This is a genomic window from Desulfuromonas acetexigens (assembly GCF_900111775.1).
GTDB classification, from domain to species: Bacteria; Desulfobacterota; Desulfuromonadia; order Desulfuromonadales; family Trichloromonadaceae; genus Trichloromonas; species Trichloromonas acetexigens.
In genome coordinates, this window is sequence record NZ_FOJJ01000010.1 from 1 (window position 1) to 26,799 (window position 26,799).

Consider the following 26,799-nt stretch of genomic DNA (forward strand, 5'->3'; position numbering starts at 1 on the left):
AAATTCGCCGACCCCCTCGCGGCCGTTTGTCAAGCTAAAAATGTGGTAAGTTGTCGATTTTTATAGTTTTTCATCAAGATTATCGATTTGCGACACGAGCTGCAAAAACCTAACCGGACACCACTGAGAAAAAAGAAAAGAAAAGCACGGAATTGTAATTATTTTTACATCCCTTGTTTTTATTTTTTCTACAGCCTCTTTACTCAGAAAAAAATATAAAGTTCTTGCTCATTAGCGGTTCACGCCCCTGGAAGGGAATAAGGGGACAGGCACCAAATTGAGGTGAAGGAAAAGGAAAAGGAAAAAGTAGTTGGTGCCTGTCCCCTTATTATTTCCCCGGATGCTCAAAGGGCGCAAGTTTGACTACGCCTACGACGTTCGCGGCAATCAACGCTACCGCTACCTCTCGGCGGATCGGAGCAAATTCTGGGAATACACCTGGGACGGCGAAAATCGTCTGCGTCAGGCCGCGCTGACCCTCGGCGGCCAGGTGGTGCGCACCCTCAGCTTCAAGTACGACCCCTTTGGTCGACGCATTGAGAAACAGGTGAGCGACACCGCAAGCACCGTCACCACGACCTACGTCTACGACGGCGAGAATATCGTCTTCACCACCGTCAACGACGGCACCAACACCACGACCAGCCACACCATCCACGGCCCCGGCATCGACGAACCGTTGGCCCAGATCACCAATGGAACCAGCACCTACTACCACGCCGACGGCCTGGGCAGCATCGTCGCCCTGACCGACGCCGCTGGCCAGATCGTGCAGCGCATCACCTACGACGCTTTCGGCCTACCGACCGCCACCGACCCCAGTTTTGCCAACAGCTATGCCTTTACGGCAAGGGAGTGGGATAAGGAGCTCGGACTGTATTACTACCGGGCGCGGTATTATGACCCGATGGAGGGGCGGTTTGTGAGTAAGGACCCGATTGGGTTTGCTGGGGGAATAAACGTCTACGCTTACGTTGAAAACAACCCAGTTAACCTGGTTGACCCTGATGGAAGGTTCGCCATTCTCCCTGTTTTAGCCATAATTGGAACTGTTTATGGTGTTTTAGAGGGAGTCGATTATGTAACAAGCGTATATTACAATAGTATTATTTTAAAGCACCTGCAAGAACAAGAAAAATTGCTTAAGGTTCACTTGGAAAAAACTGATTGCAAAGATATTCAAAAAATAAATTTATTAAATGAAGCAATAAAAGCAAATGCCCTACAACAAACAAGGATTGGGTTAGGTCTTGGAAAAGACACTATTAGTATTTTTTACGGAAAAGCTACAGATAGAAGATAGATATTGGGGGTGACTATGGATGGTTTTGGTCTTATTTTGGCTAGTCTCTTAATAGAGACAATTGCATTGATATTAATATCAAAAGTAAAGGCTAAATATAATATTATAGATAAAATTGTAAAAAAAATTGTACTTCTAGTGTGTGCTTCAATTTTTTTTCAGACAATATTTGTATTAGGTAAATTGTATTTATATTTGATTTATAACAAAATTATATGACTATGCGTAAGTCCAAAATAACCCATTTAACTGGGCTGATCCGTGGGGATTATGGTCTGTCACAATTGATTTCTACACTGGATTTGGTGGTGGACACTGCTGTCTCACAGTTTCACAGCAGGCATAACTGACCGTTCTGCAAGCCGTTTTCCGGCGTTGGCGGGTTAAATAGTTCCGTCAAATCCCGTCGCTCGAACAAGTTCAGTTGCAATATCCGCAACATCCGTTGTAACGAGGCGCCGATCTTCGACTGGAACTTCAGAAACGACAGCACCAGGTAGGCGCACAGGGCGATCCAGAGCTGAGTCTTCACCGCGTTCATGGAGGTGCCGAGGAAGCTCTTCACCTTCAGGTTCTGTTTGATCCACTTGAAGAAGAGCTCGATCTGCCAGCGCTCCTTGTAGAGATCGGCCACCGTTTGCGCCGGAAGGTCCAGGGCGTTGGTCACGAACTGATAGACGATGTCCGTTTCCGCGTCCCGATAGGTCACCAGCCGGAAGGTTTCGGAAAGATTCCCCAGCCGGATTTCGCGGTCTTCCGTCACTCCCGGACTTTTACGGCCCCGGCGCTTTTTGCCGGGCGTGACGATGGCGTTGCTCTTGAGGCGGGAGACGAAGAACACCCCGTCGTCGCACAGTTCCCGATACCAGGCGTAGTCGGTGTAGCCGCGATCGAAGACCACGTAGGAGCCCTTGGGGAGCGCGAGGGTCCGGGCCAGATTGATTTCGTGTTCCCGGCCCGCGGTCAAATCGACAAAGGCGGGCAGATAGCCGTCGGCGTCGAGTCCGACATGAAGCTTGGCCGCGCCCTTGGTCTTCTGGTACTTGGCCCAGGGGAACAGGGACAGGGTCAGGTCGAGCAGGGAGGCATCCAGCAGATAGATCTTCCCGTTCAGCTTGAATTTCCTGTTCCGTGGCGCCATCGACTGACAGCGCCCCAGCAACCGCCGGAACAGCTCCTCATAGAGCGTATGGGGCTGATTCTCGTTGCAGCGCGCCAGGGTTGCCCGGCTGAACGCCTTGATGCCCAGGTGGTAGATCTTTTGACCTTGAACGGCGAGGTTATCCACCACATCCCGCAGGCTGCATCGGCCGGACAGCTGCGCCGTCAGCATGGCGACGAACTGAGTCCAGCGGGTAAACGAACGAAACTTCTGCCCGGTGTGATGCTTATTGGCCAGGGACTGAAATTCATGTCTCGGGAAAATTCGTACTATTTGCGAAAGAACGGTGCTACAATGCGGCATGGCTCGGAACTCCTTAGTTTTATAATGGTTTTGGCGAACACATTATAACGCAAAGGAGCCTCCGGGCCTTCTATTTTCTGTTCAAACTGTGAGACAGCAGTGGGTGGTGGAATTGTATTTGGTCAAAACGATGATGGGAGTGTGTTCCTGACGGCCAGGGGTGGGATTGGGAAAGGCGGAGGTCTCTCTTATTCCCCAACCGGCGGGTCTCCTGGGTATGACCCATGCCAGACCAATCAAGATTTTAATGCGTATCTTGGGTTTTTTGCTGAAGCTGCGGCCGAATTGGGCCCAGGAAAAATTGGTGCGGGAAAACAGGATGGATTGCACAGCAAAGACATGGTCGAGGCATATCCATATAGAGAGAATAATTTCGTTGACCCGGGTGTTGTTGTTCCTGGTACCAAAGGGGCGAGACTGGGCGCTTCTATCGGTATAGAAGGTGGTTTCGTGTGGAAGCATTAAGTAGACATCTTAAAATAAAAAGCATTTTAATATTTTTGATATTGTTTATCACTGTTTGTAGTTTTGTTTATTATGGTTCATACAAAAGTAAAGCTTTTCTGTTTGCAAGAGATTACATTTCTAATAATAAAGATATTTATGAAAAATATGGTTACCTAGAAAAGGTGTGGTTAAACCCATTTGGTATAAGTATTAAGGAGAGAGGGATATCTGGAGATGCGAATTTAAATGTCACCATATTTACAAACACCGGAAAACATAAATTAAATATTAAACTAAAAAAAATTAGTAACACTTGGCAGGTAGAATCGGTAAGTGAAAGATATTAAGGTAGTTTTAATGATTCAGCAAGGGAATAAGGGGACAGTCACCAAATTGAGGTAAAGGAAAAGGAAAAAGTAGTTGGTGCCTGTCCCCTTATTATTTCCCCGGATGCTCAAAGGGCGCAAGTTCGACTACGCCTACGACGTTCGCGGCAATCAACGCTACCGCTACCTCTCGGCGGATCGGAGCAAATTCTGGGAATACACCTGGGACGGCGAAAATCGTCTGCGTCAGGCCGCGCTGACCCTCGGCGGCCAGGTGGTGCGCACCCTCAGCTTCAAGTACGACCCCTTTGGTCGACGCATTGAGAAACAGGTGAGCGACACCGCAAGCACCGTCACCACGACCTACGTCTACGACGGCGAGAATATCGTCTTCACCACCGTCAACGACGGCACCGCCACCACGACCAGCCACTATGTCCACGGACCCGGCATCGACGAACCGTTGGCGATGGTTGTAAACGGCCAAAGCTCCTACTACCACGCCGACGGCCTCGGCAGCATCGTCGCCCTGACCGATGCCGCCAAGAACGTCATCCAGCGGTATGGGTATGATTCCTTCGGGATGGTGACGGCGGAGAATCCGGAGTTTGGGAATTTCTATGCCTTCACCGGCCGGGAGTGGGATCGGGAGTTGGGGCTGTATTACTACCGAGCGCGGTATTATGACCCGATGGAGGGGCGGTTTATCTCAAGAGATCCGATTGGGTTTGCTGGGGGGGATGTGAACATCTACGCATACGTCCAGAATCAGCCGGTTGATTTTTCAGATCCTTATGGTTTGTTGAACCCAGCAAAAACATCTGTCGGACTTATAAATGCATCAAGGGGAATACAAAGCATAGCAAAAGGGGTAGGCACAATTGCTGCCGGTACAATTGCAATACCTTTCACTGGCGGTATTTCAGGCCCAACTGCGGACACGATTGGGGCTGCTCAAATTGCGCTTGGATTTGCAAATCTCAATAGAGGTATGCAGCAGGCAAGTGAGGCATATTCAGAAAACATGGATGAGGCTTCTTGGAAAAATTTATTGGGTTTGGCACCATTTGGACAAAAATTTGACGATCCTTGTGAGCCAGGTCCTATAGAATATTTTTCAGGTGTTTGGGATAAGATTGTGGCTGATCCATATAATGCTGCAAAAGGGGCAATTAAAGATTTTTTTGCATTTGATTAAGTACATATATAGAGGTCGGTTCAATGGCAAAAATTAAAGAAATCATCTTGAAGATCCTTGGCTTTTTTAACACAACTTTAACTTCTGTAGATGTTATTTTATTAATTATTGTTTTAGTATGTTTTGTGCTAGGGGTTATAGTCTTTTTATTTAATAAGCTGTTTTAAAAAGCAAGGTGAGAAAGCAAAGTGGCAGATCTACAAAAATCAAATAACATGGCTCCAGAGAAAACATGCCCATTGGATGTATCTCAAGGAGCCAGCCCCTGAAATGTTGATTGCCACTCGGAGGTAAAATGCGTCTTTCCAGAATCGTCATTAAACATGAAAAGGATGGCATATGCTCCCACCTAAACGCTGCCTGTATTCCCTGGGGCTGTGAGGTGGTCCCCAAAATTCGGACAGTGTAGTAAGGTGGGTAGCCGCACACCGACGAAGGAGGTACCACCTGATGAGCAAAACGAAACGTACGCGCTACTCCGCCGAGTTCAAGGCCAAGGTCGCCCTGGAAGCGATCAAGGGCGAGCAGACAATTTCCGAGCTGGGTAGCCGCTATGGGCTGCATCCCAACATGATTACCAACTGGAAACGGCAGGCCATCGACAACATGGCCGAGGCTTTTTCCAGTAAAGCCGAACGGGCGCGAACCGCAGATGATGCCCAGATCAAAGATTTGCACGCAAAAATCGGGCAACTCACGGTGGAACGGGATTTTTTGGCCAAAGCCTTCGGTCGTTGAGTCATTCTCGAAGGAAGAACCTGGTCGAACCTGACCATCCCCGACTCAGCATTGTGCGTCAATGCGAACTGTTAACCGTCAATCGATCCTCGTATTACTATCGGCCAAGCGGTGAAACGGCGCTGAATCTGGAACTGATGCGCCTGATCGACAAGCAGCACCTCGAAACGCCCTACTATGGAGCCCGGCAAATGGCCCGACATCTGCGCCGTCAAGGGTATGGGGTTAGCCGCAAGAGGATCGGTCGCCTGATGCGGCTCATGGGCCTCTGTGCCATCTATCAGAAACCGAACACCTCGAAACCGAATCTGCAACACAAGATCTACCCGTATCTTCTGCGCGGACTGACAATCGAGAAGCCCAATCAGGTCTGGTGCGCCGACATTACCTACATCCCCATGCGGCGCGGCTTTCTGTATCTGGTCGCCATCATGGACTGGGCCAGCCGCAAGGTTCTCTCCTGGCGCTTGTCCAATACCATGGATTCCGACTTCTGCGTGGACGCGCTCGAAGATGCATTAGCCCGCTATGGCAAGCCCGAAATCTTCAACACCGACCAAGGCAGTCAGTTCACCAGCGACGCCTTCACCGATGCGCTCAAGGGCGCCGAGATCCGCATCTCCATGGACGGCAAGGGGCGCTGGATGGACAACGTCATGATCGAGAGACTCTGGCGCTCACTGAAATACGAAAGCATTTACCTCCATGCCTATGAGGGCGGAAGCGAGGTGCGACAAGGGCTCAGGCACTGGATCGACCAGTACAATACAAGCCGCCCTCACTCCAGTCTGGACGACAGAACTCCGGATGAGGCATATTGGCAAAAACCCCGACCCGGCTACGCTGGCCCGGCTCTCCAACTGGCGGCATAATCATGAAGGCTACCCACCTTATTCCCGCCGCCGACCTGTCCTAACAACCGGGGCCACCTTAACCCAGGCGCCGGTAGACTCCGGCAAAGGCTTCGAAGTTCAGGCCGCTGTGGCGACTGAAGCGCAGTCGCAAGCGTCGGCCGGTCTCGATCAGTCGGGCGGCGAGGTACATCAGTTCTTGCATGACGGTCTTGAGCCGCCGCCGTTTGGCGCCGTGTCGTACCGGGGTCTTGTCGCCGAGCAGGCCGAGTTGTCCGATGTAGCGAAGGACGTTGTAGGCGAGCGCGGCGCAGCTCATGACCAGACTGTTGACCTCGAATTTGCCTGAGGGCAGGCGCTCCAGATCCATGTCGGTTTTGAGTTCGCTGTGAAACTGCTCGCTGGTGCCGTGATCCTGATAGAGGGCGATGATCTTTTCGGCGGGCAGGTTCAGAGTGGTCCACCAGCCCTCCAACTCGATCTCGGGTTCCAGCAGCCCCTGGCCTTTTTTGTCGGTGGAGCGCTCGATGACCCGAACGACCCGACGGCAGGTCAGTTCCTGTTTGACGCCGTTTTCGTCGGTCCAGACATGATTCTCCCGAACATTCAGGATTGCGACGCGTTTCCCCGGTCGCGGATCACTGACCGATCCTTCGGAAAAAGCCCGTTGCCGCCAGTGGCTTTTGCTCTGCCCCCGAGGATTCCACTTCAAGATGTAGTCGGTTCGCTCGTGGCGGGCCAGCTCGATGCGGGTCTCCCAGGCATCGTGGGCCGAATCGAGCCGCACCAGCAAGGGCGCGGCGGTGAGCGCCAGCGCTTTGTGTAAGACCCGGGCGAGGAAGGGGACGAAGTTCTTCTGGCTGTGCTGGGAGCCCTCGCGGTGCTCGATCTCCAGCAGCCACCCTTCCAGGGCCAGATAGGCGGCGATCGGAGCGTAGCCGTCGTATCCTTGGTAGGTACGCGACACCCCTTTTTTCTTGGTGCCGGAGTTGTCCATGGTGAAGACGTCGATATCCAGGGGAACATGTCCCATCGGCAGCGCCGACATCAACGCCTGCGACTTACGCAGGAATTCGGTGGCGCAAAAGTTCACAATGGTTCGAAATACCTCGGCCTGCTCTTCCATCCGCTGCCGCAAGGTCGGCTCGGAGGGAACCTCCTTCAGGCCCAGGGATTCCCGGAAAAAGCGATCCTGACGAAAGCCGCTGATCGCCTCGAAGTCACTCTTGCCGAGACACAGCAGACCGATGTAGCTCCGGATGACATCGGCATGGGCGATGGCCCCCTTCTTCAAGCGGGAAACGGCCCCCAGACGCGAGGTCAAACTGGTAAAACGATTCAGGCACAAACCGATGAGCGCCAGCCCGGAATGGGAGGTGTAAAACTCATCTTTGGACTTCTCAATGATCAAGCGTTTCATAGAATTCACCCGCCAAGTGAGTTTTCGACGGGCTGAATCTTAGCACAAGAAGTGAATAAAATCAGTATTTTATGCGCATTCGCAAGAACTTTTCTGATTATGATCTTACGGATTCAGGTTAATGATTCAGCAAGGGAATAAGGGGACAGTCACCAAATTGAGGTAAAGGAAAAGGAAAAAGTAGTTGGTGCCTGTCCCCTTATTATTTCCCCGGATGCTCAAAGGGCGCAAGTTCGACTACGCCTACGACGTTCGCGGCAATCAACGCTACCGCTACCTCTCGGCGGATCGGAGCAAATTCTGGGAATACACCTGGGACGGCGAAAATCGTCTGCGTCAGGCCGCGCTGACCCTCGGCGGCCAGGTGGTGCGCACTCTCAACTTCAAGTACGATCCCTTTGGTCGCCGCATTGAGAAACAGGTGAGCGACACCGCAAGCACCGTCACCACGACCTACGTCTACGACGGCGAGGACATCGTCTTCACCACCGTCAACGACGGCACCAACACCACGACCACCAACTACGTCCACGGACCCGGCATCGACGAACCGTTGGCGATGGTTGTAAACGGCCAAAGCTCCTACTACCACGCCGACGGCCTCGGCAGCATCGTCGCCCTGACCGATGCCGCCAAGAACGTCATCCAGCGGTATGGGTATGATTCCTTCGGGATGGTGACGGCGGAGAATCCGGAGTTTGGGAATTTCTATGCCTTCACCGGCCGGGAGTGGGATCGGGAGTTGGGGCTGTATTACTACCGAGCGCGGTATTATGACCCGATGGAGGGGCGGTTTATCTCAAGAGATCCGATTGGGTTTGCTGGGGGGGATGTGAATACGTATGGGTATGTGGGGAATAATCCGATTAACTACACGGACCCACTTGGATTGTTGTGGACAGGCAGTCTAGGGGTTAGTGGCACCTTGGGCGGACAAATATTCCCGACCCTTCCTGGTGTCTACGTTAGTGGCGGGATGAGTGTCGGATTATCATCGAGTGGACAATTATTTGTTCAATTTCAAGCAAACGGAATGACGGGTGCTGGTTATTTTGCAGGGATTGGAGGTTCTGCATCGGTTAGCCATTCGTGTGAAGATTTACCTGCATACAGTGTTGATAGATATGGCCACGTAGAAGGAAACGCTGGATGGGGTCCATCTGGTGGTTATTCTGTAGATACTAATAATGGGTCAATATCGGGGTCTAAGGGTTTGAAAGGAGGACTAGGTTTTGGTGTGATGCTTGGAGGCGGAGCGTCTCAAACTGCTATTTTTTCAACGCCTGCCTTGTGGTAACAAAGATGGATTATAAGAAAATCGAGTATTACTATTGGAGATTTTTTAATATTTTCATACGCCTTGTTGGTTTTTTATTTTTCATAATAGGTTGTATAGTTAGCGTGTGGAATTTTATTCAATTTATACGTTCTAAAACAACAACAACTTCTATGTCATCAGATGATATTATATTTCAATCGATAGCTATAATTGCCCCTCTAGTATTTGTGTTTTTAGGTTTCCTCATAATCAATTCGAAGGCTTATTTTCCAAAGCATATTGAGAAATGGGTGCGAGAGATGTCAAATGAATCACATAGTGAGAAGCCTTAACAGGTCGTTAAAAAACTTCCTTAACCTTCCGGTTCGCCTCCCCGGATGAGGTTTTTGAGAGCATTCAGCGGGTAAATTTCAGTCTTAGTTGCTGTTCCGGTCTTTGATTCTCGGGTTTTCGTCCTTTGTTTTTGACTCGTTGGCCCGTTTTTCGGCTCGTTGTTGGCAATCATGATTTCGCCCCCACCAATTCCCGTCATGGTGGGGGCGAAATCAAAGCAAAAAGATGAAAATCGGGCACACCCGTAGAAAGCCATTACCGTATCGGTTTAGGATGTGAGCATTCCCTGCTCCTCTCAATGATTATAGCCATTTAGGCAGGAGAATTTAGAAGGCCGATATTGTGACTCCTCTGTTTGTTGTCTGGCCTTACCCGCTCTTACAGCAGGTGGCCCCGACATGTCAATTTTGCTGTGAAAATGGGCAATAACCAGTTGCCCCCACCATGATGGGAATTGGTGGCGTTTTCTTGCAGGCTAACACTCGTCACTATTTCGAGTGGGTAACGATTCGACCCGTTATTTTACTGCGAGGCCTGAGATGAAAAAAAATAGAGATAATAAATGATATGGCCATTAAACACATGAAAAGGATGGCATATGCTCCCACCTAAACGCTGTCTGTATTCCCTGGGGCTGTTTTTCGTTTTTTTATTCACGACACCCTCTATCTCTGCCGCTGAATACCAGGTGAATCAACTGCCGTCCGCCGAGTGGCAAAACACAAAAGCAGATCGGCTACAACCGGAAGTTTCCGGGCTTTATCAATTCGATTATGGCGAAGATGCCACATTGACTTTTGATCTCCCTTGGGCGTTCCCCTTTTACGGCACAGATTACACAGAACTGACCGCTGACACCGACGGAAACATCTGGTTCTCCGCCCCAGGAGAAGGTCCCCACATTGCCGTCTTGAACACTGACCAGAGTTCCTATTATGCAGGAGGTGTGTTCATCGAACATAAAACCTTACCCGAACGTGTGGTTGTACAATGGCAAACCGAAACCGCAGAACATGCCGGGTACGGTCGGATCAACAACTATGAAGCTATTTTGTTCCCAAACGGAGACATTCATCTCAATTATTTGGCGATCCCCTATATCGATGGAACCATTCAGGGGAACAGGATCTGTGATGGGGTTGATTGCCTGTATTTGCCAACCGGGATGGTACTTTCCGGAGCTTCTTTTGCAATACGTAGTGAATTCACTAACGATGGGGATGGTGATGGCATAGCGACCGAGGCAGACAATTGTCCCGACATCTTCAATCCTGAACAGACAGATACCGATAGCGATGGCCTTGGAGATGCCTGTGATGCAGACGATGATAACGATGGGTTACCCGATATTTGGGAACTGAGTTACGGTCTCGATCCACTAAATGCAAATGATGCCATAGATGACTTTGACGATGACGGTCTGACCAATTTTCAAGAATTTTCATCCGGCCTTGACCCTTGGAATTCCGATAGTAATGGAGATGGCGTTCCTGATTGGAATGTTTATATCGGTGGCGTAATGGTGCCGATAATAGATGGGCTGTAAACCATTTAACTTAAAGGAGATAAAAATGAGAAAAAAAACCAACATTAGTCTTTCTACCAAAATAAGTTTTTTTCTGACCTTCTACTTAGCTCTAGTTTTCTCTGCGAGCGCTGGTGAAGTTGCGACAAATGCAACAGTAATAGCGGTCAATAATACCCTCTGGAACGAGGATGCATTCGAAATCCAAGTATCCGCCGAAAACAGTATCTGTCCCAGTGGGAACATTGGTTTCCCGATATGGTCCGCAGCTTCCCCCGAGACACATAAACGTGCTTATACCGCAGCATTAACGGCTTTAACCACAGGCATGAAAGTGACGGTTCATTCCTATCAGGAAACAGACGAATGCTGGACTGCCTCTTATATAAGAATTATAAAGTAATAGCCCATGCGGTTACCTCCCACCGGTTCGCCGAGGCCATGCGCCAGAAATCGGGCAGGGCTCAAGATGTTTTCAAGACAAAGCAGCCGCTCGCGGGAGACAAACCCGGGAGCGGCTGCTTTGTCTTGATCGATTGCCACCATGCGTGGGACTTCTATTTTTCTTGCGCCGGTCGATAAACCGGTACCGATCAGTCCAGCGCCACCAAAGCAGAATCGACGGGCCTGTAAACGGCGGGGGGGATTGATCGAATGTTTTGCGCGAATGCGAAATTTTTCCCGCTTTTCGAAATAGCGCATCAAACCCTTCACCAATCGCTTCGAACCTGGTAAAAACAACGGAAATTAGCTTACTTAAATGAGCCTTTCCAGGCCCGATGCGGTGTCGAATGCTGGCTCCACGCAAGAGGTTTTCGCAATTTCGCGAAAACCTCGTTTTACTGCTAACGCCGAATCCAGCCCTACAATAAGACTCAAATCACTGTAATTATTATTCATATTCAAAAAGACGCTCCTTGGCTAGGGCTCTGGCACAGGCTTTGCTAATTTTAACGAGCGTTACTCCTAAGAACGGTAAAAGCACCCGGAATCGTCGAGGGCCGGTTCCGGGTGCTTTTCCGCTTTTTTAACGCCTCGCGTTTATCATATGTAATATTTTATTCGCTTTTCATCGGGGACGACCCGTTTCCCCGATATTTATTGTCCCAGTTCACCGCCAGAGGAGAGACACCCCATGAGCACAACCACTACGCAAACCAGCAACACCCTCGCCCTGAACGACACCACCGCCAATCCCGCCCCGTTGGGACTCCTCGGCTTCGGCATGACCACGGTCCTGCTCAATCTGCACAACGCCGGCTTCTTCCCCCTCGATGCCATGATCCTCGGCATGGGGATTTTCTACGGCGGCCTCGGCCAGATCATCGTCGGCATCATGGAATGGAAAAAGAACAACACCTTTGGCGCTACCGCCTTCACTTCCTACGGACTCTTCTGGCTGACCCTGGTGGCGCTCATCATCCTGCCCCAGACCGGCTTCGGCAAAGCTCCCGACGCCGCGGCCATGACCGCCTATCTCACGATGTGGGGTCTCTTCACCGCCGTCCTCTTCATCGGTACCTTACGCCTCAACCGCGCCCTACAGTTCGTCTTCGGCTCGCTGACCATTCTCTTCTTCCTGCTCGCCATCGGTGACGCCACCGGCAACCACACCATTAAAACCATCGCCGGCTGGGAAGGGATCATCTGCGGCCTTTCCGCTATCTACACCGGCCTGGCCCAGGTTCTCAACGAAGTTTACGGCCGCACCGTCGCCCCCCTGGGTATGGTCAAAAAATAAGATCGACCCTGCATCGCCACAGCGGAAGGCTCCCTCGGGAGCCTTCTTTTTTTGCCCTGACGGAAAAAATAGAACAAAGTTTCTTAACCTGCCGCATAAATAATTTATACCATAAAGGATAACGACGATTCCTGCCTCGGCATAGACTTTGAGCTTGACATATTTTAGAACAGCGGTTAATTTTGAATCATATCGATCTGAACAAGGGGGGCGCCATGAACGCCAAAATCAGCCAGCATATGATTCTCCTCGGGCTTTGCGCCCTGATCTTCTACGCCGTCATGCTCGTCTCGGGAAAACTGCCCCTTGAGGTCATGCCCCAGTTCGTCGTCTCGGCCATCATCTTTATGAGTTCGGGGCACTTCATGCGCAAGGCCGCCCGCGCCACCGCCCGTGACGAGGACGAGGAAGAGGCCAAGGCGACGGCCAAACGCCTCGACCTCGATTGGCCTTGGCTGACGACCCTGCTCAACTGGAGCGCCGCCTTTCTCATTCTCGGCGTTATGGCCATCATCCTGATGAAACCGATGGGCCTGAGCTTTCAGGATGCCCTGCACCAGACCAAGAGTCAGGAACATCAGGTGCTGCACACCATCCCCTAGAAAACCCTTACACTAAAAAACTCTCCCTTCCTCCAGCCACCTCCGGGTGGCTTTTTTTTGTCAAAAATCTCGCCCCCTGCCGAAAAAATCCCCCTTGACAAAATCCAGGAGAAAGAACTAATGTCCATAAATGTCCAACGATAGACCATCATGTCACACATGGGGTACAAATGAACTTATCGGTAAAAGACGCGGCCCGACTGTTGAGCGTCTCGGAAAAGACCATTTACCGCTGGATCAAGCAGGACGTCGTGCCGGCTTACCGGGTGCATGAACAGTACCGCTTCAACCGCGCGGAATTGCTCGAATGGGCAACCTCTCGGCGGATGGGGGTCGCCGCCGAACTGCTCGACGAACCCGAGTCCGACGCCGCCCCCCTGCCCCTATTGAGTGAAGCCCTCGAAGCCGGGGGTATCTTCTACCGGGTAGAGGGGGACAATCGCGAACGGGTGCTGGCCGAGGTCGCCCAGCACCTGCGACTGCCCGAAGAAGTGGACCGGGCCCACCTGCAACAGGTTCTGCTCGCCCGAGAACGGATCGCCTCGACCGGCATCGGCGAGGGGATCGCCATCCCCCACCCACGCAATCCCGCCCTGCTGCATCTGACCCGATCGACCGTCACCCTCTGCTTTCTCGAACAGCCGGTGGACTTCGAGGCTCTTGATGGCTTGCCCGTGCGTTTTTTGCTGACCGTCATCGCCCCGACGCTGCGCAGTCATCTGCATCTTCTTTCGCAACTGGGCTTCGCCCTGAAAAATTCCCAGTTCAAGAAAATTCTTACCGAAGAGGGAAGCCGCGAGGAAATTCTCGCCGCGCTGCGCCAGGCGGAAACGGAGTTGGAGGCGAGTCGGCCATGAACCTGATCCTGCCGGCGCTTCTCACTTTGCTTTCCGGCGGACTCGCCGCCCTCTGCTGCGGGCGGCGCTCGGCACCTGCGGCCTTCTTCGGCATCTCCGCCACCCTGATCGCCGCCCTTCTCGGCCTGACGGCGGCGGGGCGCACTCTTCTCGAACAACGATCCCAGACCTTGAGTCTCCCCTGGCCGGTTCCCGGCGGCAGCTTCACCCTGACCCTCGATCCCCTGGCCGCCTTCTTTCTCGTCCCGATTCTTCTGCTCGCTCTGCTCTGCGCCATCTACGGTCATGGTTATCTCAAGGACCAGGCAGCAAACCGCCCCTTGGGCGCCGCCTGGTTTTTCTACACCCTCCTGATCGCCGCCATGATCCTGGTGGTGACCGCCGCCAACGCGGTTCTCTTCATCGCCGCTTGGGAGTGCATGTCCCTGACTTCCTTCTTTCTGGTCGCCTTCGACCACCGGAAAAAAGAGGTTCGCGAAGCCGCCTGGCTCTATCTGCTCTCGACCCATCTCGGCGCGGCGGCGCTCTTCGCCCTCTTCCTCTTCGCCTCATACTGGAGCGGTTCCCCCGAATTCAACGCCTTCACGGCCCTTGGGCAGCTGGCGCCCGGCCCCGCCGCCCTCCTCTTCCTGCTCGCGCTGGTCGGTTTCGGCTCGAAGGCGGGGCTCTTCCCTCTGCACGTCTGGCTGCCGGACGCCCATCCCGCCGCGCCCAGCCACGTTTCGGCGCTGATGTCCGGGGTCATGATCAAGACCGGCATCTACGGCATTCTGCGCATCGTCGGCTTCCTCCCCCCCGCCCCGGCCTGGTGGGGCGAGTTGCTGATGGTTCTGGGGATCGCCGGCGCCCTTATCGGCATCGCCTTGGCCGCGCTGCAGCAGGATATCAAGCGCTGCCTGGCCTATTCGACGGTGGAAAATATCGGCCTGATCTTTCTCGCCCTCGGTCTTTCCTGGTTCGCCGCCGCCCGCGACCTGCCGACGGTCGCCATGCTCGCCATGGCCGGCGGGCTGCTCCATCTCTGGAATCACGCCCTCTTTAAAAGCCTGATGTTTCTCGGCGCCGGCGCCCTTCTGCACAGCGCCGGGACGCGTAATCTCGACCGCATGGGGGGGATGCTCAAACGCATGCCGATGACCGGTGCCCTGCTCATCGGCGGCGCCCTGGCGATCTGCGCCCTCCCCCCTTTTAACGGTTTTGTCGGCGAATGGTTGATCTATCGGGGCCTGCTTCAGGCCGGAGCGGCCGGCACTGCCCTTTATGCCCTCGGGCCGCTGCTGCTGGTCGGTCTTCTCGCCCTGGTCGGCGGTTTGGCGCTGGCGGTCTTCACCCGTCTCATCGGCATCGCCCTGCTCGGCGCGCCGCGCAGCCCCGAAGCCGCTGCGGCCCACGAAGCGAGCCGCTGGATGCTTTGGCCCATGGCCCTGCTTCTCCCCCTCTGTCTGCTCGCCGGACTCTTCCCCGGCGCCTTGCTGCGCTTTATCGGCCCCCTGGCCGGGAAACTGCTGCGCCAACCCGAACTCTCCGCCTCCCTCCCCGGCCTGGCCGTGCTGCCGTTGGAGCGGGTCACCCTGACGGGGCTGCTGATTCTGGCGGCGCTTACCTTGATCCCCGGGATTCTGACGCGGCGCAAATCCCCCCGCCGCCCGACCTGGGGTTGCGGTTATCCCCTACCGACAGCGCGCATGTCCTATACCGCCACCGGCTACGGAGAGATGATCCAGACCCGGGCGATTCCCGCGCTGCTCCAGCCGGAACTGCACAAACCCGCGTCCCGCGAGCTCTTTCCAGCAGCCGCCGAACTCTCGCAACGCTCTCTTGATCCCTTCCTGCATCGCTGGTTCGCCCCCGGCTTCCAGGCCATCGCCGAACGTTTCAGCCAGTTGCGCTGGTTGCAGCAGGGGCGACTGCACATCTACCTGCTCTATATCTTTCTCACCTGCACCCTGCTGCTGGGGTGGATAGTCCTGGTCGAAAAGGGAATCCTATGATCATGACGGTCTTCATGGCGGGCACGTTGCTGCTGCTCTGCTCCGGTCTTCCGGGTCTCGTTTGGCGGGGCTGCGCCAACGGCGGGGAGCGTACGGCACTCGTGCTGCTCTTGGCCGGAGCCCTGTTGGGGACGGGAGGGACGGTCGCCGCTCTGAAACATCCGGCCGAGGCGAGCATCGCCCTCCCCTGGGCCGTACCGGGGGGCGCCTTCGCCCTGGCCATCGATCCGATCTCCGCCTGCTTCCTCTTTCCCGTCTTTTTGATCGGAGCCCTCGGCGCCATCTACGCCCTCGGCTACTGGCCCCATCGGACCAACCCCAAAACCGGCCGGCGCCTGCGCCTCTTCTACGGCCTCATCGCCGGTTCCCTGACGCTGGTGCTGACCGCCCGCAACGGCCTGCTCTTTCTCGCCGCCTGGGAAATCATGGCCCTGGCCGGATTCTTTCTCATCACCACAGAGGAGAAACACCTGGAAACCCGCCGCGCCGGCTTCATCTACCTGACCTGCGCCCACACCGGTACTCTCGCCCTTTTCGCCCTCTTCATTCTGCTCGAACAAGGCCTCGGCAGCTTCGCCTTCCCTGCCCCCTCCAGCCTCAACGCCAGCAGCGGGCTGGCCTCGGCGATCTTTCTTCTCGCCCTCTTCGGCTTCGGGGTCAAGGCGGGGCTGACGCCTCTGCACATCTGGCTGCCGGGCGCCCATGCCGCCGCCCCGAGTCACGTTTCCGCCTTCCTCTCCGGGGTCATGATCAAATCGGGGATTTACGGCCTGGTGCGCGTCAGCGGCTTTTTTGCCGCGCCGCCGGCCTGGTGGGGCTCGACCATCCTGATCCTGGGGGTGGTTTCCGGGGTCCTCGGCGTCGTCTTCGCCATCGCCCAGCACGACATCAAACGCCTGCTCGCCTATCACAGCGTAGAGAACATCGGCATCATCGCCATCGGCCTCGGTGCCGCGCTCCTCGGTAAAAGCTACGACCTGCCCCTCTTGACGATCCTCGGGCTGGCCGGCGCCCTGCTCCATGTGATCAACCACGGACTCTTCAAATCGCTGCTTTTTCTCGGGGCGGGAGCGATGATTCACGCCACCGGCACCCGGGAAATCGAGCACTACGGCGGGCTGCTGCGCCGCCTGCCGCTGACCGGCATCGCTTTTCTCGGCGGCGCCGTGGCGATCTGCGGCCTGCCGCCGTTGAACGGTTTCGTCAGCGAATGGCTGATCTACCTCGGCCTTTTCCAATCCCTGGGCGGTGAGACCCTGGGCCCGCACCTGAGCCTTTTCGCCATTCCCGCCCTGGCGCTGATCGGCGGACTGGCCCTGGCCTGCTTTGTCAAGGTCTTCGGCATCGCTTTTCTCGGGGCGCCCCGCACCCCCGCCGCCGCCCAGGCCCATGAGGCCCCCACGAGCATGCTTTGGCCCATGGGCGTACTTCTGGCCTGCTGCCTGTTAATCGGTCTCTGGCCCGGCGCGCTCTTCCCTCTGCTCGCCGCAGCGGCGTCCCTCTGGTCGGGAATGGCCGCGCCGACCACCCTGCTGGCGGCACAGGCTCCGGCCGCCGCTCTGAGCTGGAGCGCTTTCGGGCTGTTGCTGCTGCTCGCTGCGTCCGCCGGTGCGCTGCGCCTCGGCCTGCGCAAAGCTCCCCCGCGGACAGCGACCTGGGGCTGCGGTTATCCCCTGCCGACGGCGCGCATGCAATACACCGCCTCCTCCTTCGGCGCGCTGCTGGTCGACCTCTTTCGCTGGGGACTGCGCCCGGACCAGCACGGGGGGAAAGCCCGAGGGCTGCTCCCCGCCGCCACGGAATTTTCCTGCCACACCCCGGATACCATCCTCGACCGGGGGGTGATCCCCGTCTGTCGCGGGGCGATTCGCGTCTTTAGTCGACTGCGAGCGCTTATCCAGAACGGCAGCACCAGTTTTTATCTTCTTTATGTGGCCCTGGCCCTCTTCGGGCTCTTGACCCTGGCCACCTTGTCGCGAGGTTGAACATGATCGGCAAAGCCCTGTTGCACCTGCTGCTCCTTTTTCTTCTTTCCCCACTCTTGCTCGGGGTCATCGGTAAGACCAAGGCGCTCTTCGCCGGCCGCTGGGGGGCGCCCCTGCTGCAACCCTACTTCGACCTGTGGAAGCTGGCGCGCAAGGAGATGGTGCTGAGCGAAACGACCACCTGGGTCTTTCTCGCCGGGCCGCTGATCGGCTTCGCCGTGCCGCCCCTGGCCGCCCTCTTCATCCCCTTTGGCGCCCTCTCCGCACCAGTCTCCTTCAACGGCGACCTGATTCTCTTCGTCTACCTCTTCGGCCTGTCGCGCTTCTTCACCGCCAGCGCCGCCCTTGATACCGGCTCCAGCTTCGAGGGGATGGGGGCGGCCCGGGAAGTGACCTTTTCCTGTCTGGCCGAACCGACCCTGCTCTTCGTCCTCATCGTCCTGGCGCGCCTGGCCGGCGACCTCTCCCTGGGCGCCATGCTCGGCTCCACGCTGCACCTTTCCTGGCATCAGGCGGGCGCGGCCCTCGGCCTCGCTCTGGTCAGCCTCTTCGTGGTCCTGCTGGTGGAGAATTCGCGCATTCCCTTTGACGACCCCAACACCCATCTGGAACTGACCATGATCCACGAAGTCATGGTCCTCGACCACAGCGGCCCGGCCTTCGGCCTCATCCTCTACGGCGCGGCGATGAAGCTCTTTGTGCTCGGGGCGATCCTGGTGCGCATGGCCCTGCCCATGACCTACTCGAGCCCAGGGCTCAACCTGGCGATCTTCATCGCCGGCATGCTGGCTCTGGCGATCGTGATCGGCGTAGTCGAATCGATCATGGCCCGACTGCGCCTGATCCGCGTCCCCCAGGTTCTGGTCGGCACCACCTTGCTCTCGGCTTTCGCCATGGTGCTGTTGTTGAGACAGTAGGAGCAGTGACGAGTGACGAGTGATGAAAACCCTCCGTCCCGAATTCGAAGCCCAGAAACTCGTCACTAGTTACACGTCACTGATAAACTGGAGTAAAAACCATGCACGACCTTAACAACCTGCTGCTGTTGTCCGTTATCCTCTGCAACTTCTTCACCCTGGGCAGCAGCCGTCTTGGTGCCTGCATCCGTGTCGTCGCCCTGCAGGGAGCGATCATCTCGCTTCTGCCGGTGACGGTGCACGGCGCGACTGGGCACAGCCTGCTCCTCGGCGTCGGCGCCCTCGCCCTCAAGGGGATCTTTATCCCCTGGCTGCTCTTCCGTGCCATTCGCGAGGTCCGCATCCGGCGGGAGGTCGAACCGCTGATCGGCTACATCCCGACCCTGCTCATCGGCGCCCTGAGCACCTCGGCCGCCTTCATCTTCGCCGAGCACCTGCCGCTGATAGCGGAACACCGGGACAGCCTCTTCATCCCCACCGCCCTGGCCACGCTCTTTACCGGTTTTCTGCTGCTCAGCACCCGACGCAAGGCGATTACCCAGGTACTCGGCTACCTGATCTTCGAGAACGCCATCTTCATCCTCGGCGTGCTTCTCGCCGAAGCCATGCCGCTGATGGTCGAGGCGGGCGTGCTTCTCGACCTGTTGGTAGCGACCTTCGTCATGGGCATCGTTATCAACCAGATCAACCGGGAATTTTCTACCCTGAATACCGAACGCCTTTCCGCTCTGAAGGAATGACATGATTACCGCGCTGATCCTGTTACCGCTCGTCGCCGCCGTCGCCGCCGCCTTGCTTCCCCCCCTGCGCCTGGGCGGATGGCTGCTGCCCTTGGTCGCAGCCGCTCATTTCGCCCTGGCCCTGGCCACCCCTCTGTCTCCGGCCGGGACCGGCGAATGGCTGCTTCTCGACCCCCTGGGCCGCCTGGTGCTGATCGTGACCAGCCTGCTCTTTCTCCTCTGCTCCATCTATGCCGTGGCTTACCTGCGTTTTCACGAGCAGCAGCGGGACAACCGGGCGATGGTGCCGTGCCTGCTCTTCTTTCTCGGCACCCTCACTCTGGCCACCGTAGCCCATCATCTCGGTCTGCTCTGGGTGGCGGTGGAGACCACGACCCTGGCGAGCGCGCCCCTCATCTATTACAACCGCAACCGGCTCTCCATCGAGGCGACCTGGAAATACCTGCTGCTCGGTTCGGTCGGCATCGCCCTCGCCATGCTCGGCATTCTCTGCACCGCCTACGCCGTCCTCCATGTCGGCCAGCCGGTCAGCCTGCAATTCGATCAACTGCTCGCCACCGTCAGCAACTCCTCCCGCCCCTGGCTGCACACCGGTTTCGTTTTTCTGCTCGTCGGTTTCGGTACCAAGATGGGCCTGGCCCCCCTGCACAGCTGGAAACCGGATGCCTACGGCGAAGCGCCGGCCCTGGTCGGCGCCCTGCTCGCCGGCGGTCTGACCAGCGTCGCCTTCCTCGGCATCCTGCGCGGAGTGCAGCTCATGGCCGCCGCCGGCGATCTCGCCCTAGCCCGTCAATCCCTGATCATCATGGGCCTCCTTTCCCTGGCCCTGGCGGCGGTCTTTGTGGTCAAACAGCCGGACGTCAAGCGCATGCTCGCCTACTCCAGCGTCGAGCACATGGGGATTCTCGCCCTCGGCGTCGGCATCGGCGGACTGGCGACCTTCGGCGCCATGCTCCACCTGGTCAACAATTCCTTGACCAAGGGGGCGCTCTTCCTCTCCGTCGGGAATATCCAGCGCGCCTACGCCAGCAAACATCTCAGCGAAGTACGCGGCGCCCTGAGCCGGGTACCCTTGTCGGCGGGGATCTTCATCGCCGGCTTCCTCGCCATCACCGGCAGCCCCCCCTTCGGCCCCTTCATCAGCGAATTCACCATCCTCCGGGGGATCTTCGGCGAAGGGCACCCCTGGCTCGGCGGTGTCTTTCTGCTGCTGCTGGCCATCGTCTTCATCGGCATGGGCGGCACGGTGCTGATGGCAACCCAGGGGGAGGTCCCCGCCGACACCCCCCCTTCCGAGCATCGGGATTCGGTTATGCTCGCCGGCCCGCCGCTGATATTGCTGGCCCTGGTTCTGGTCCTCGGCCTCTATCTGCCCGAGCCTTTGCGTGTCGGTCTCGAGCAGGCCGCCGCCCTGCTGGAGGCGAAACCATGATACCCAACGGCTGCCTGACCTTCCGCCCCGGTGAAACCCTGAAAATCGCCGATATTCCGTCCCTGCCCTATGCCGACTACGCCCAGGCGCTGCTCGATCTGGTCGCGGCCGACGGCCGGGTCTCCGCCTGCTTCGCCGATGCCGCGGACGGCTCCGCGAAGCTCGATCTCTACGCCCTGATCGCCCGAGATCGGCAGGGAGATCTGGCTCTGCTCAAGACCGCCATCGGCGAGAGCTTCCCGTCCCTGACCCCGGATTGCCCACAACTGCATCTCTTCGAACGGGAGATCGCCGAGCAGTACGGTGTCGTCGCCGAAGGCCATCCCTGGTTCAAGCCGGTGCGCTTTCATCAGACATGGCGTCGGGGGAAGGATGCCTGGAACCGTCCCAGCGACCGCCGCCCCCTCGTCGGGGAGATGGATTTCTACCGGATCGACGGGGACGAGGTGCATGAGGTCGCGGTCGGGCCGGTCCATGCCGGGGTCATCGAACCGGGGCATTTCCGCTTCCAATGTCACGGCGAAGAAGTCATGCATCTGGAAATTTCCCTCGGCTATCAGCATCGCGGGATCGAACGCCTGCTCGTCGGCGGCCCGCACAAGTCGACCCCCTTTCAGATGGAGACCGCCGCCGGCGACACCAGCACCGGCCACATGACCGCCTACTCTCAGGTCATCGAAGCCCTCGCCGGGGCCGAGGTGCCACCCCGTGGGGAAGCGCTGCGCACCGTGGGCCAAGAATTCGAACGGCTGGCCAATCACGTCGGCGATCTCGGCGCCATCGCCGGAGATGTCGGCTTTCTGCCCACCTCCGCCTATTGCGGCCGCCTGCGCGGGGACTATCTCAACTTCAGTTCCGAACTCTGCGGTAACCGTTTCAGCCGCGGCCTGGTCCGCCCCGGCGGCACCCTGATCGACTGCGGCCGGGAGTTGGCCGACCTTATCCTGAAAAGGCTGGAGTCGGTGGAATACAATACCCGGGGAGCGATCGAGCTGATGTTCGACACCCCTTCAGTCCTCGGGCGCATGGAAGGGGTCGGCCTCGTTTCCCTGGAGGCCGCCGAGCAGCTCGGCCTGGTCGGCGGCGCGGCCCGCGCCTGCGGCCTGCGCCGGGACATCCGCCTGACCCACCCGAGCGGCGCCTGGCGCGGCCACTTCGACACCATCCCCCAGGAGACGGACGGCGACGTCAACGCCCGCGCCCAGATCCGCCGCCGCGAGCTCTACACCGCCCTGAGTTGGGTCAAGAAGCAGCTGAAAAAGCTTCCCGAAGGTCCGCACCTCATTCCGCCGGGGAAACCGGGCGCGAATCTCTTCACCGCCGCTCTGGTGGAAGGCTGGCGCGGAGAACTGGTGCATGTGGCCCTGACCGACGACCAGGGGCGTTTCCGCCGCTACAAGATCGTCGACCCCTCCTTCCACAACTGGAGCGGGCTGGCTATGGCCCTGCGCAACGAGCAGATTTCCGACTTTCCCCTGTGCAACAAAAGCTTCAATCTCTCCTATTGCGGATTCGATCTGTAGGGAGTCAAAAGGATCGCGCCATGCTGAAAATCATCCGTGAACGCTGGCGGCAAGGCTACCGCACCGGTAAATTTCCCAAGGTCGAGCCGGTGCTGGCGGAACGCTTTCGCGGCCTGCCGCGTCTCCCCGAAACGGCCTGCCCCAAGGATTGCCGCGCCTGCACCGAGGTCTGCCCCACCGACGCCCTCAGCCTCGGAGAGGGTCGACCGGTCATCGACCTCGGGCGCTGCCTTTTCTGCGGCGACTGCGCCCGTGCCTGCCCCGCAGAAAGGTTGTGCCTGACCGGCAACTACCATCTCGCCGCCTCCCGCCGCGAGGACCTGCGGCAAAAAGAGAACGAGGCGCCGCAAGTCGCCGCCCTCAACGCCCGCATGCAAAGCCTTTTCGGCCGTTCCTTGAAATTGCGCCAGGTCTCCGCTGGTGGCTGTAACGCCTGCGAGGCCGACCTCAACGTCCTCGGCACCCTGGTCTTTGATCTTGGGCGTTTCGGCATCCAGTTCGTCGCCTCTCCCCGTCACGCCGACGGCCTGCTGGTGACCGGCCCGGTCACGGAAAACATGAAGGGCGCACTGCTCGACACCTACGCCGCCGTCGCCGAGCCGAAACTGGTTATCGCCGCCGGCGCCTGCGCGATCAGCGGCGGCCCCTTCATCGGCAGCCCGGAAATCCACCACGGCATCGGCGATCTGCTCCCCGTCGATCTCTACATTCCCGGGTGCCCCCCTCATCCCTATACCAGCCTCGACGGCATGTTGCGCCTGCTCGGCCGCCTGAAGTAGGCGGACCGACGGCGGGGTTGACCGTATTCGGTTTTTCATATATATTGCCATGGCACTTTTGCGAAGGAGAACGCCATGCCCATTTATGAATATGCCTGCCCGGCCTGTGGCCACCGTTTCGAGAAAATCCAACGTCAGCGTAGCGCCGAGCAGCCCTGCCCGAAATGTGGCGCCGCTGGCCAACCCGCCGTTTCCCGCCCGGCGGCCACCTCCGCCAACTGCGGCAGCGGCGGCTTCACCTGAGCCTGATCCGGTGGTGGCGTGTCCACCACGAACTGCTTCAATCCCCGCCTGTAACCGGGTTGTCGCCCCCGAATCAAGATCAGGGGCGGCAACCCGATCCTCACGCGATCCTGACAATCTTATTGACTCCCTAACCGAATCATGATAAAAATAGTCTCAAGAATGGACGTGGATGATTTTTATGTCCAAGGATGTCCAGAGCGCTGACACAATTTCGTTGCCAAGCGTTGTCTTTCCCCACTCTTTCGACCTTCTTGGTTGGATCTGCGCTATGTTCACGGCCCTGCCGGGCCAAATCGACATCCCCCATTCACAACACATCGAAGCTTCACGCCCTCCCTTGTATCGGAGGGCTTTTGCCTGTCAGGGCAAAGTTCACCTCGAACCAGTTTTCGAAGGGACATTAAAAAATGCGCAAAACCGGATTTCTGATCATCGCTCTGGTTATTCTCGCCAACCTCGCCGCCTGGACCCTGCTCAACCGCCCGGCGACGGCTCCCGACTGGACCGCACCCTACAACGGCCTCTCCTTCAGCCCCCTCCGTGAAGGCCAGGACGCTATGAAAGACGAGCTGCCCAGCGCCGCGGAGATCGATCAGGACCTCGCCTTGGTCCAGGATAAAACCCTGCGCGTGCGGACCTATTCCTCCCTCGACACCCTCGGGCAGATTCCCGAAATGGCTCAGGCCCGTGGGCTGAAGGTCACCGCCGGCGCCTGGCTCGACCAGGATGAAGCCAACAACCGCGCGGAGATCGAGCACCTGGTCGCCAACGCCAACCGCTGGGCGAGCATCGAGCGGGTCATCGTCGGCAACGAGGCGGTGCTACGCGGCGACCTGACCGTCGCCCAGCTCAGCGCCTATATCGACCAGGTCCGTAAATCGACCCGGGTGCCGGTCGGCAGCGCCGAGCCGCCCCACGTCTGGCTCGAGCATCCGGAACTGGCCGCCGCCGTCGACTTCATCGCCGTACATATCCTCCCCTACTGGGAAGGGGTAACCGCCGAAGAAGCACCCCAATGGGCCCTCAGCCGTTACCAGGAAGTGGTCGCCGCCTTCCCCGACAAGCCGGTGGTGATCGGCGAGGTCGGCTGGCCGAGCGCCGGCAGCCGCTTCATGGGCGCCAAGGCGTCGCTGGTTAATCAGTCTGTCTTTATCCGCGAATTCTTGCACCTGGCCCAGCAGCACCAGATCGACTACTTCCTCATGGAAGCCTTCGACCAGCCCTGGAAGAAGGCCCTGGAAGGCGCCGTCGGCGCTCACTGGGGGATTTTCGACGCCGAGCGCCAGGCCAAGTTCCCCCTGACCGGCGACATCTCTGCCGTTCCCCATTGGCCCTGGCAAGCCGGCCTGGCCACGGTGCTGGCGCTGGTGCCGATGGTCCTCTTCCTGCGCCACTGGGATAACCTCAAGCGCCGCGGCCAGCTCTTCTTCGCCGCCCTTATCCAGCTGACCGCCTCGCTCTTCGCCTGGACGGCGCTGCTTCCCCTGGCCGTCGAAATGAGCACGGTCGGGACGATCGTCTGGGGCCTGCTGCTGCCGGCCCAGCTCGGCCTGCTGCTGGTGATTCTGACCAACGGCCTGGAAATGACCGAGATGCTCTGGGTCAAGCGCTGGAAGCGTTATTTCGCGCCGCAGAATCCGGAACGGGACCGGGAATTCCCCATGGCCTCGATCCATCTGGCTATCCACAACGAGCCGCCGGAACTGGTCTTCAAGACCCTCGACGGTCTCGCCGCCCTCGACTATCCCAATTTCGAGGTGCTGGTCATCGACAACAACACCGTCAACGAAGAAGTTTGGAAGCCGGTGGAGGAATACTGCGCCCGTCTCGGCAAACACTTCCGCTTCTTCCATCTGCCGAAATGGCCGGGCTACAAAGCTGGGGCGCTCAACTTCGCCCTTGGTGAGACCCATCCCGACGCCCAGGTGGTCGGGGTCATCGACGCCGACTACATCGTCAGCCCCGACTGGCTGCGCGCCCTCGTCCCCTACTTCGACAAGCCCGAAGTCGGCTTTGTCCAGGCACCCCAGGACAACCGCGAATGGCGGGGAGATATCTTCCAGACCATGATCAACTGGGAGTACAACGGCTTCTTCCAGATCGGCATGGTCCATCGCAACGAGCGCAACGCCATCATCCAGCACGGCACCATGACCCTGATGCGGCGCGATGCCCTGGAGCAGGTCGGCAAATGGAGCGAATGGTGTATCTGTGAAGATGCCGAACTCGGCCTGCGGCTGTTCAAGGCCGGTTACGAGTCGGTCTATGTCAACCATAACTTCGGCGAGGGGATCACTCCGACCAGCTTCGCCGGCTACAAAGGCCAGCGCTGGCGCTGGACCTACGGCGCGGTGCAGATCCTGCGCGGCCACTGGCGTTCGCTCCTCCCCTGGACCAAGTCGAACCTCACCGCCGGGCAGAAGTTCCACTTCGTCACCGGTTGGATGCCCTGGTTCACCGACGCCCTGCATCTGCTCTTCACCCTGGCCGGCGTCGCTTGGACCATCGGCATTCTGCTGCGCCCCCAGGATTTCGAAGTCCCCTTGGCGGTCTTTTTGGTGCCGACCCTGGGCCTGTTTCTGTTCAAGGTCGCCCACGCCCTGATTCTCTACCGGGCGCGGGTCAAGTGCAGCTTCCTCCAGAGCCTGGCTGCCTCCGTCGCCGGCATGGGCCTGACCCACACCATCGCCCGGGCGATTTTCACCGGGCTGTTGCAGCCGAGCCACCCCTTCCTGCGCACCCCCAAGGGGGAGGGACGCCAGGCGCTGCTCAAAGGCGTCATCATGGCTTGGGAAGAGACCCAGATTTTCCTGCTGCTGGTCGTTTCGGCGATCGCCAGCTTCTGGTTCTTTGGCCCCCACAACCCCGAAGGAACCCTCTGGGGCGTGCTCCTGCTGGTCCAGTCGATTCCCTACGGCGCCGCCCTGGCGACCTCCATGGCCAGTTGCATGCCCCGCCTGGATCTGGTCTTGCCGAAACTGGCCGCCATGCCCCGGCTGCTCACCGCTCGTGCCCGGCGTAATCCGCTGGGTTGATTAAAAGCACCGATAGGCGTATAAAAGAAAAGGCGAAACCTAAGGGTTTCGCCTTTTCCCGTTCTG

General features: G+C 57.6%; 22 protein-coding genes. 19 read left to right on the forward strand and 3 right to left on the reverse strand.

Features of this window, described 5'->3' with window-relative positions; translation table 11 throughout:
- The first annotated feature begins 313 nt into the window (after positions 1-313).
- Complete coding sequence (locus BQ4888_RS06135; protein ID WP_240746429.1) at positions 314-1,303, forward strand: RHS repeat-associated core domain-containing protein; 990 nt, start codon at positions 314-316, stop codon at positions 1,301-1,303.
- Positions 1,304-1,634: 331 nt separating this feature from the next.
- Here BQ4888_RS06135 and BQ4888_RS06140 read toward each other — a convergent pair whose 3' ends face one another.
- Complete coding sequence (locus tag BQ4888_RS06140) at positions 1,635-2,768, reverse strand: IS4 family transposase (protein WP_092055084.1); 1,134 nt, start codon at positions 2,766-2,768, stop codon at positions 1,635-1,637.
- 452 nt (positions 2,769-3,220) lie between these two features.
- Here BQ4888_RS06140 and BQ4888_RS17305 point away from each other — a divergent pair, with 452 nt between their 5' ends.
- From BQ4888_RS17305 to BQ4888_RS06155, 3 genes are all read left to right on the forward strand, one after another.
- Positions 3,221-3,562 (forward strand): hypothetical protein, encoded by a 342-nt coding sequence (locus BQ4888_RS17305; protein ID WP_140396598.1) that lies wholly within the window; start codon positions 3,221-3,223, stop codon positions 3,560-3,562.
- Positions 3,563-3,638: 76 nt separating this feature from the next.
- Positions 3,639-4,739: an RHS repeat domain-containing protein gene (locus tag BQ4888_RS06150; RefSeq protein ID WP_240746430.1), complete on the forward strand. Its 1,101-nt coding sequence runs from the start codon at positions 3,639-3,641 to the stop codon at positions 4,737-4,739.
- A gap of 450 nt (positions 4,740-5,189) precedes the next feature.
- Positions 5,190-6,349, forward strand: a protein-coding gene (locus BQ4888_RS06155; protein ID WP_092055094.1) for an IS3 family transposase whose coding sequence is annotated in 2 segments (ribosomal slippage) — positions 5,190-5,463 and positions 5,463-6,349 — 1,161 coding nt in all. Because the reading frame shifts where the segments join, the coding sequence is not laid out codon by codon here.
- Positions 6,350-6,407: 58 nt separating this feature from the next.
- On the opposite strand, the gene BQ4888_RS06160 is transcribed toward BQ4888_RS06155, so the two are convergent.
- Positions 6,408-7,748, reverse strand: a complete 1,341-nt coding sequence (locus BQ4888_RS06160) for an IS1380 family transposase (RefSeq protein WP_092055096.1) — start codon at positions 7,746-7,748, stop codon at positions 6,408-6,410.
- Between the two features lie 187 nt (positions 7,749-7,935).
- Between BQ4888_RS06160 and BQ4888_RS06165 the strand changes: the two genes are divergently transcribed.
- From BQ4888_RS06165 to BQ4888_RS17310, 3 genes are all read left to right on the forward strand, one after another.
- Positions 7,936-9,045: an RHS repeat-associated core domain-containing protein gene (locus tag BQ4888_RS06165; RefSeq protein ID WP_240746431.1), complete on the forward strand. Its 1,110-nt coding sequence runs from the start codon at positions 7,936-7,938 to the stop codon at positions 9,043-9,045.
- 913 nt (positions 9,046-9,958) lie between these two features.
- Positions 9,959-10,906, forward strand: a complete 948-nt coding sequence (locus BQ4888_RS17965) for a thrombospondin type 3 repeat-containing protein (RefSeq protein ID WP_092055101.1) — start codon at positions 9,959-9,961, stop codon at positions 10,904-10,906.
- Between the two features lie 25 nt (positions 10,907-10,931).
- The gene (locus tag BQ4888_RS17310; RefSeq protein WP_140396599.1) at positions 10,932-11,288 is read left to right on the forward strand and encodes a DUF5992 family protein; all 357 of its coding nucleotides are present in this window, start codon (positions 10,932-10,934) and stop codon (positions 11,286-11,288) included.
- On the opposite strand, the gene BQ4888_RS17315 is transcribed toward BQ4888_RS17310, so the two are convergent.
- Positions 11,267-11,587: a hypothetical protein gene (locus BQ4888_RS17315; protein ID WP_140396600.1), complete on the reverse strand. Its 321-nt coding sequence runs from the start codon at positions 11,585-11,587 to the stop codon at positions 11,267-11,269. The two genes, BQ4888_RS17310 and BQ4888_RS17315, sit on opposite strands and share 22 nt — an antisense overlap.
- Positions 11,588-12,020: 433 nt before the next feature.
- Here BQ4888_RS17315 and BQ4888_RS06180 point away from each other — a divergent pair, with 433 nt between their 5' ends.
- The 12 genes from BQ4888_RS06180 to BQ4888_RS06235 all read left to right on the forward strand — a co-directional run bounded on the left by BQ4888_RS06180 (position 12,021) and on the right by BQ4888_RS06235 (position 26,733).
- Positions 12,021-12,626 (forward strand): acetate uptake transporter, encoded by a 606-nt coding sequence (locus tag BQ4888_RS06180; RefSeq protein ID WP_092055109.1) that lies wholly within the window; start codon positions 12,021-12,023, stop codon positions 12,624-12,626.
- A gap of 215 nt (positions 12,627-12,841) precedes the next feature.
- Positions 12,842-13,228 carry a hypothetical protein gene (locus tag BQ4888_RS06185; RefSeq protein WP_092055112.1) on the forward strand — a complete coding sequence of 129 codons (387 nt, stop codon included), beginning with the start codon at positions 12,842-12,844 and terminating at the stop codon, positions 13,226-13,228.
- A gap of 170 nt (positions 13,229-13,398) precedes the next feature.
- Positions 13,399-14,085, forward strand: a complete 687-nt coding sequence (locus tag BQ4888_RS06190; protein ID WP_092055114.1) for a PTS sugar transporter subunit IIA — start codon at positions 13,399-13,401, stop codon at positions 14,083-14,085.
- A complete protein-coding gene (locus BQ4888_RS06195; protein ID WP_092055117.1) occupies positions 14,082-16,076 on the forward strand; it encodes a proton-conducting transporter transmembrane domain-containing protein in 1,995 nt (664 codons plus the stop codon). Before BQ4888_RS06190 ends, BQ4888_RS06195 begins: the two co-directional genes overlap by 4 nt.
- Before the next feature lie 2 nt (positions 16,077-16,078).
- Entirely contained in the window at positions 16,079-18,061 is a 1,983-nt protein-coding gene (locus tag BQ4888_RS06200; RefSeq protein ID WP_170232979.1) for a proton-conducting transporter transmembrane domain-containing protein, read from the forward strand.
- A gap of 2 nt (positions 18,062-18,063) precedes the next feature.
- On the forward strand, positions 18,064-18,978 hold the full coding sequence (locus tag BQ4888_RS06205) for a respiratory chain complex I subunit 1 family protein (protein WP_176374244.1): 915 nt from the start codon (positions 18,064-18,066) through the stop codon (positions 18,976-18,978).
- 101 nt (positions 18,979-19,079) lie between these two features.
- Positions 19,080-19,718, forward strand: a complete 639-nt coding sequence (locus tag BQ4888_RS06210) for a hydrogenase (RefSeq protein ID WP_092055122.1) — start codon at positions 19,080-19,082, stop codon at positions 19,716-19,718.
- 1 nt (position 19,719) lies between these two features.
- On the forward strand, positions 19,720-21,150 hold the full coding sequence (locus BQ4888_RS06215; RefSeq protein ID WP_092055124.1) for a proton-conducting transporter transmembrane domain-containing protein: 1,431 nt from the start codon (positions 19,720-19,722) through the stop codon (positions 21,148-21,150).
- On the forward strand, positions 21,147-22,673 hold the full coding sequence (locus BQ4888_RS06220; RefSeq protein ID WP_092055127.1) for a hydrogenase large subunit: 1,527 nt from the start codon (positions 21,147-21,149) through the stop codon (positions 22,671-22,673). Before BQ4888_RS06215 ends, BQ4888_RS06220 begins: the two co-directional genes overlap by 4 nt.
- Before the next feature lie 20 nt (positions 22,674-22,693).
- Positions 22,694-23,452, forward strand: coding sequence for an NADH-quinone oxidoreductase subunit B family protein (locus tag BQ4888_RS06225; RefSeq protein ID WP_092055130.1), 759 nt, complete (start codon positions 22,694-22,696; stop codon positions 23,450-23,452).
- 75 nt (positions 23,453-23,527) lie between these two features.
- Positions 23,528-23,695, forward strand: coding sequence for an FmdB family zinc ribbon protein (locus tag BQ4888_RS06230; protein ID WP_092055135.1), 168 nt, complete (start codon positions 23,528-23,530; stop codon positions 23,693-23,695).
- Between the two features lie 410 nt (positions 23,696-24,105).
- Positions 24,106-26,733 (forward strand): glycosyltransferase, encoded by a 2,628-nt coding sequence (locus tag BQ4888_RS06235; protein ID WP_092055139.1) that lies wholly within the window; start codon positions 24,106-24,108, stop codon positions 26,731-26,733.
- Positions 26,734-26,799: the final 66 nt, after the last annotated feature.

Bases quoted from the DNA above. Each gene is read 5' to 3' on its own strand.
- BQ4888_RS06140 (WP_092055084.1), bottom strand. From the start codon at position 2,768: ATGCCGCATTGTAGCACCGTTCTTTCGCAAATAGTACGAATTTTCCCG.
- BQ4888_RS06210 (WP_092055122.1), top strand. From the start codon at position 19,080: ATGCACGACCTTAACAACCTGCTGCTGTTGTCCGTTATCCTCTGCAAC.
- BQ4888_RS06195 (WP_092055117.1), top strand. From the start codon at position 14,082: ATGAACCTGATCCTGCCGGCGCTTCTCACTTTGCTTTCCGGCGGACTC.
- BQ4888_RS06225 (WP_092055130.1), top strand. From the start codon at position 22,694: ATGCTGAAAATCATCCGTGAACGCTGGCGGCAAGGCTACCGCACCGGT.
- BQ4888_RS06180 (WP_092055109.1), top strand. From the start codon at position 12,021: ATGAGCACAACCACTACGCAAACCAGCAACACCCTCGCCCTGAACGAC.
- BQ4888_RS17315 (WP_140396600.1), bottom strand. From the start codon at position 11,587: ATGCGCTATTTCGAAAAGCGGGAAAAATTTCGCATTCGCGCAAAACAT.
- BQ4888_RS17965 (WP_092055101.1), top strand. From the start codon at position 9,959: ATGCTCCCACCTAAACGCTGTCTGTATTCCCTGGGGCTGTTTTTCGTT.
- BQ4888_RS06235 (WP_092055139.1), top strand. From the start codon at position 24,106: ATGCGCAAAACCGGATTTCTGATCATCGCTCTGGTTATTCTCGCCAAC.
- BQ4888_RS06230 (WP_092055135.1), top strand. From the start codon at position 23,528: ATGCCCATTTATGAATATGCCTGCCCGGCCTGTGGCCACCGTTTCGAG.
- BQ4888_RS06190 (WP_092055114.1), top strand. From the start codon at position 13,399: ATGAACTTATCGGTAAAAGACGCGGCCCGACTGTTGAGCGTCTCGGAA.
- BQ4888_RS06215 (WP_092055124.1), top strand. From the start codon at position 19,720: ATGATTACCGCGCTGATCCTGTTACCGCTCGTCGCCGCCGTCGCCGCC.
- BQ4888_RS06160 (WP_092055096.1), bottom strand. From the start codon at position 7,748: ATGAAACGCTTGATCATTGAGAAGTCCAAAGATGAGTTTTACACCTCC.
- BQ4888_RS17310 (WP_140396599.1), top strand. From the start codon at position 10,932: ATGAGAAAAAAAACCAACATTAGTCTTTCTACCAAAATAAGTTTTTTT.
- BQ4888_RS06205 (WP_176374244.1), top strand. From the start codon at position 18,064: ATGATCGGCAAAGCCCTGTTGCACCTGCTGCTCCTTTTTCTTCTTTCC.
- BQ4888_RS06185 (WP_092055112.1), top strand. From the start codon at position 12,842: ATGAACGCCAAAATCAGCCAGCATATGATTCTCCTCGGGCTTTGCGCC.
- BQ4888_RS06200 (WP_170232979.1), top strand. From the start codon at position 16,079: ATGACGGTCTTCATGGCGGGCACGTTGCTGCTGCTCTGCTCCGGTCTT.
- BQ4888_RS06220 (WP_092055127.1), top strand. From the start codon at position 21,147: ATGATACCCAACGGCTGCCTGACCTTCCGCCCCGGTGAAACCCTGAAA.